At 73.7% G+C, this 6,506-nt stretch carries 2 protein-coding genes; both read left to right on the forward strand.

The window, feature by feature from the left end; translation table 11 throughout:
* A partial coding sequence (locus A3IC_RS53885) for a type I polyketide synthase (RefSeq protein WP_020550300.1) occupies positions 1 to 5,646 on the forward strand: 5,646 nt, incomplete at its 5' end.
* 59 nt (positions 5,647 to 5,705) lie between these two features.
* The coding region (locus A3IC_RS0112025) for a beta-ketoacyl synthase N-terminal-like domain-containing protein (protein ID WP_020550301.1) at positions 5,706 to 6,506 on the forward strand (801 nt) is incomplete at its 3' end.

Below are 6,506 nucleotides of genomic sequence, written 5' to 3' on the forward strand. Positions count from 1 at the left end.
ATCGAGGCTCAGGCGTTGTTGGCGACCTACGGTCGGGAGCGCCCGGCGGATCGGCCGCTGTGGCTGGGATCGATCAAATCGAACATCGGCCACACACAGGGCGCGGCCGGCATCGCCGGGCTGATCAAGATGGTCATGGCGATGCGTCGCGGCGTGCTCCCGAGGACCCTGCACGTCGATGAACCCTCGCCGCACGTGGACTGGGCCTCCGGGGCGGTTCGCCTGCTGACCGACGCGCGGGACTGGCCGTGGACCGGCCGGCCGCGTCGCGCCGGGGTGTCGTCCTTCGGGATCAGCGGCACCAACGCCCACGTGATCCTGGAACAGGCCCCCCGGCCCGGCACGGTCGACGACGCCGCCCCGGCCCCGACCGGGACGGACATCCCGCAGGGGCCGGTACCGCTGGTGGTCTCGGCGCGGGGCGAGCGGGCCCTGCGCGACCAGGCCGGGCGCCTGGGCGATCGGATCCGCTCCCTACCCGACGCGCGTGCGGCGGACGTCGGTTGGTCGCTGGCCACCTCACGGGCGACCCTCGACACCCGGGCCGTGGTGTGGGCGCGCGATCGGGACGAGATGCTCGCGGGTCTGACGGCCCTGGCCGAGGGCCGCCCGGCCCCGGGGCTGGTGCAAGGGGCGACCGCCGAGGGCGGGCAGGCGTTCCTGTTCTCCGGGCAGGGCAGCCAGCGCGCGGGCATGGGACGCGAACTGTCCGCTGCCTTCCCGGTGTTCGCCGAGGCGCTGGATGCCGTCGCGGGTGGGCTGGACCCGCATCTCGACCGCCCGCTGCGGGACGTCCTGTACGCCCCCGAGGGGACGACGACGGCCGCGCTCCTGGAGCAGACCTCGTTCACCCAGGCGGCACTGTTCGCGTACGAGGTGGCGCTGTTCCGGCTGCTCACGCACTGGGGGCTCACCCCCGAGCTGTTGCTCGGCCACTCCGTCGGCGAGTTGGCGGCCGCGCACGTCTCCGGCGTCCTGTCCCTGGAGGACGCGTGCGTGCTCGTCGCCGCGCGGGGCCGTCTCATGCAGGACGTGCCCGGCAGCGGTGCCATGGTCGCGGTGCAGGCGACGGAGGCGGAGATTCTGCCGGAGGTGGCCGCACATGTCGATCGGATGGCCCTCGCCGCCGTCAACGGACCCGCGTCGGTCGTCGTGTCGGGCGCCGAGAGCGCGGTGCTCGACCTCGCCGAGCGCTGGCGGAGCAAAGGGCGCAAGACGCGGCGGCTCAGGGTGAGCCACGCCTTCCACTCCCCACAGATGGCCGCGATGCTGGACGAGTTCGGCGCGGTCGCGCGGAAGCTGGACTTCCATCCGCCGACCATCCCGATCGTCTCGGACATCACCGGGGACATCGCCGGCTCGGACGAGTTGTGTTCGTCGGAGTACTGGGTCCGGCACGCCCGGGCGACCGTGCGCTTTCACGACGGGATGCGCCGACTCGTTGCCGCGGGGGTGCGCACGTTCGTGGAGATCGGCCCCTCCGGGACGCTGACGGCGATGGCCCAGGACTGCCTCGCGCAGGAACCCCCGAACACCCGCGCCGTGCCGATCCCGGCGGGGCGCGCCGGACGTCCGGAAGCCGACACCGTGCGCACGGCGCTCTCCCGGGCGTTCGCCCGCGGCGCCCGGGTCGACTGGCCCCGCTTCTTCGCCGGCACCGGCGCCCGCAGGACGGACCTGCCCACCTACCCCTTCCAGCACCGCCGTTACCCCTGGAGCGCCGCGGCCCCCGCCGCCGATGTGCGCGCCGTCGGCCTGGACGCGCCGGCACACCCCCTGCTCGGCGCAGCCCTGGATCTGGCGGACGCCCAGGGCAGGGTGCTGACCGGGGTGGTATCCCGGCGGACCGAGGCATGGCTCGCGGACCACGTCGTGCTGGGCACGACGCTCCTCCCCGGTACCGCCATCGTGGAGTTGGCGGTCCGCGCCGGCGCCGAGGCCGGATGCCGGCGCCTGGTGGAACTGACCCAGCAGGCACCGCTGGTCCTGCCCGAACACGGTGCCGTGCGCCTACAGGTGCGGGTGGGGCCCGCAGCGGAGGACGGGCGGCGCTCGCTGGGCGTGTACTCCCGGGAGGAGGACGCCCGCACGGCGACCCCGGACACGCCGGACGCCCCGTGGGTGAGTCACGCCCGGGGCACGCTCGCCCCCGAGGCGGTCGCCGCGCCGGCGCGTGCGGGCGAGCCATGGCCGCCTTCGGGAGCGGAACCCGTCGCGCTCGAAGGCTTCTACGAGCGTACGGCCGCGGCCGGCCTGGAGTACGGCCCCGCCTTCCGCGGGCTCACCGGAGCCTGGCGCCTGGGGGAGGAGTTGATCGCCGAGATCACGCTCCCCGACGCGGCGCGCTCCGGCAACGGCGGATACGCCCTCCACCCGGCGCAGTTCGACGCCGCGCTGCACGTGGCCCTCCTCACCGCGGGGGAAACGACGGTGCATCGAGGGGACGGGCCGACACAGGTCCGAGCACCGTTCGCATGGCACGAGGTGTCCTTCCACGGCGCAGGCGCACCGGTGCTCCGCGCACGATTGACCCCGGCGGGTACGGACGCGGTCTCCCTCGCCCTGTGGGACGAGCACGGCGCCCCGGTCGCGTCGGTCGGATCGCTGCTGACCCGCCCCGTCTCCACGCGGCAGCTCCGGGCCGACCGGACCCGTGACAGCCTCTTCCACGTCGACTGGGTGGAGACGGCGCCCGTTCCGTCGGCAACACGGACGCGGACCCCTGTTCTTGCCGTGCTCGGGGACGGCGCTCCGGCGGAGCGGCTCGCGGCCACGACGCACATCGATCTCGGTGCTCTCGTATCGGCGATCGAGTCCGGTGCACCCGTGCCGGATCTGGTGTTCCTGCCGTGTCACGGCGACGCCGTTCGCACCGGCGGAGCCGAGCGGGCGGACGAAGCCGGCGGCACGGACGAAACCGGGTCCACCGGTGCGGCCGGCACCGATGACGCGGTCGTCGACGACCCGGCAGGCGCCGCCACGGCTCTGGCGCTGTCCGTGCTCGACACGCTCCGGACCTGGCTTGCGCAAACCCGGTTGCATTCGTCCCGGCTCGTGGTGACCACCCGCGGCGCCGTGGCCGTTGCCGGCGACGAGCCGATCACCGACGTGGCGGCGGCCGCGGTGTGGGGCCTGGTGCGCGCCGCGCAGACCGAACACCCGGGACGGTTCCTGCTCGTCGACTCGGACGGGCAGCGCACCTCGACGGCCGCCCTGGTCGGGGCGGCGGCCGGGGACGAACCGCAACTCGCGCTTCGGGCGGGCCGGATGTTCGTTCCCCGGCTGGCCCGCGGGGTGCCGTCCGGCACGCTCGTGCCGCCTGCGGGAACCCGGGAGTGGCGGGTCGACCTGGGCGGTGGCGGCACCGTCGACGACCTGCTCCTCGCTCCCTGCCCGGAAGCCGCGGCACCGCTCGGACCGGGAAGGGTCCGGGTCGCGGTGCGCGCCGCCGGCGTCAACTTCCGGGACATCGTGATGGCCCTCGGCATGGTCTCCGACCAACGGGCGCTGGGCGGCGAGATCGCCGGCGTCGTCACCGAGGTCGGACCCGACGTCACCGGACTCACTCCCGGAGACCGGGTGTTCGGCCTCGCGGCCGGGTGCCTGGGGCCGGTGGCCGTCGTCGATCAGCGCCTGATCGCACGGATTCCGCGGGGCTGGTCGTACGCCCGGGCCGCGTCCGTGCCCGTCGCGTTCCTCACCGCCTACGAGGGCCTCGTGGACCTGGCCGACGTACGGCCCGGCGAGAAGGTGCTCGTGCACGCGGCGGCGGGCGGTGTCGGCATGGCCGCCGTGCAGTTGGCGCGCCACCTCGGTGCCGAGGTGTACGCCACGGCCGGTCCCGGCAAGTGGGACGCGGTGCGCGCCCTGGGCGTCGACGACGCGCACCTCGCCTCCTCGCGTACCGCCGAGTTCGAGGAACGGTTCGGCACGACGAGCGACGATCGTCGTGGCGGTCGCATCGACGTGGTGCTGAACTCGCTGGTGCGGGACCTCGCGGACGCCTCCCTGCGCCTGGTGCGGCCGGGCGGCCGATTCGTCGAGATGGGCAAGACCGACATCCGCAACGCCGACGAGGTCGCCGCCCGGTACGACGGGATCGCCTACCGCGCGTTCGACTTGATGGACGCCGGCCCCGAGCGCATCACCGGGATGCTTGCGGAGATCGTCGAACTGTTCGAGCGCGGGCGGTTGCGGCCGATCCCGGTCACCACGTGGGACGTGCGGCAGGCGCCCGCCGCATTCCGTTTCCTGGCCCAGGCCCGGCACGTGGGCAAGGTGGTGCTCACGATGCCTCCCGCGTGGAATCCGGCGGGTACGGCCTTGATCACCGGCGCCTCCGGGGCGCTCGGCGCGGAGGTGGCCCGACATCTGGTGGGCGCCCACCACGTGAAGCACCTCGTGCTGGCCGGGCGCCGCGGACCGGACGCGCGGGGCATGGCGGAATTGCTTGCCGAACTCACCGCCGCGGGCGCGACGACGGTGCGGGCGGTGGCGTGCGACGTGGCCGAACGGGGCGCGGTGGCGGACCTGCTGGCATCGGTGCCCGCCGAGCACCCGTTGACGGCCGTGGTGCACACGGCGGGTGTGCTCGACGACGGCGTCCTGGACTCGATGACGCCCGCCCGACTGGGCGCGGTCTTCCGGCCCAAGGTCGACGGCGGCTGGCACCTGCACGAGCTGACGCGGGACGCGGACCTGGCCGCGTTCGTCGTCTTCTCCTCCGCCGCGGGCACGCTCGGCGCCCCCGGACAGGCCAACTACGCCGCCGCCAACGCCTTCCTCGACGCGCTGGCCCGACACCGCCACGACACCGGCCTGCCCGCGACGTCGCTGGCATGGGGCCGCTGGGCCGAGGCCGGGGGGATGGGGTCGCGGTCGGGGCACACGGGCCGGGCGGAGTACACCCGCACGGGCGGCCTCTCCACCGAGGAGGGCCTCGCACTGTTCGACGAGGCACTCGCGGCCGGCCGGGCCGGGTGGGTTCCGACGCACCTCGACCCCGGGGAACTGCGTGCCGCCGCCGAGAACGGCACGCTTCCCGCACTGCTGCGCGGCCTGGTCCACGTTACGCCGACGGCGATGGAGCCGGGCGCGGCGCACGCCCTGCGCGAACGCCTGGCACCCCTGGGAGCCGAGGACCGCAGCGCGCTGATCCTCGACCTGGTGCGCGATCGCATCGCCCTCGTCCTCGGTCACCCGACGCCCGGGCACGTGGATCCGCAACGCCCGTTCCAGGAACTGGGCTTCGACTCGCTCACCGCCGTGGAACTGCGCAACCGTCTGGACGCCGCAACCGGCCTGAACCTGCCCACCACACTCGTGTTCGACCACCCGACCCCCGCCGCCCTCGGTCGACACCTCGAAGCCGTACTGGTGTCGCGGCTGGAGGCACCGGTCGACACCGTCCTCGCCGGCCTGGACGCCTGGGCCGTGCACCTCGCGGCGACATCGCTGGACGCCGCCGGACGCGAACGAGTGGCGGATCGGTTGCGCGCGCTCGCTCGACAGGCGGGCGAACACGCACCCGCACCGGACCGGGCACCGGACGCACGGGAGGACGCCACGACCGTCGCGGACGAGCTCGACCTGGCGACCGACGAGGAAGTCATCGACTTCATCGGCAGGGAGCTGGGGATTTCCTGACCTCGGGCCGGAGCCCGCGAGCAAGGCACAACGGTGACGTCTCGACGAGGTGGTTGCACATGGTGACGGACGACCGGATTCGGTACTACCTCAAGCGGGTCACCGCCGACCTGCACGAGACACGAGCGCGCCTGCGGGAGTTGGAGGACGCCGACGCGGAGCCGATCGCGGTGGTGGCGATGGGCTGCCGCTTCCCGGGGGACGTCCGCTCGCCGGAGGACCTGTGGCAACTGGTGGTCTCCGGAAGGGACGCGATCGAGCCCTTCCCCCGGGATCGAGGCTGGGACATCGAGGGCCTCTACGACGCCGACCCGGACCGGCCGGGGAAGAGCTACGCACGCGAGGGCGGGTTCGTCGCCGACGTGGCGTCGTTCGACGCGGGCCTGTTCGGAGTGAGTCCACGCGAGGCGCTGACGCTCGACCCGCAACAACGCCTGCTCCTCGAGGTGTCCTGGGAGACGTTCGAGCGCGCCGGCCTCACACCGGCCTCCCTGCGGGGGAGCCGCACCGGTGTCTTCGTGGGCACCAGCAGCCAGGAGTACGCGCTCCTGCTGGACAGGGCCCGGGAGAATTTCGAGGGCTACGCGACCGGTTTCCTCGCCAGTGTGTTGTCGGGTCGTCTGGCGTACACGTTCGGTCTGGAGGGTCCGGCGATCACCGTGGATACGGCGTGTTCGGCGTCGTTGACGGCTTTGCATCTGGCGGTGCAGGCGTTGCGGCAGGGCGAGTGCACCCTGGCGTTGGCCGGCGGTGCTTCGGTGATGACGACCCCCGGAATGTTCGTGGAGTTCAGTCGGCAGCGGGGTCTTGCGGTGGATGGTCGGTGCAAGGCGTTCGCGGCGGCGGCGGATGGTACGGGG

It is taken from the genome of Embleya scabrispora DSM 41855 (genome assembly GCF_000372745.1).
GTDB lineage: Bacteria > Actinomycetota > Actinomycetes > Streptomycetales > Streptomycetaceae > Embleya > Embleya scabrispora.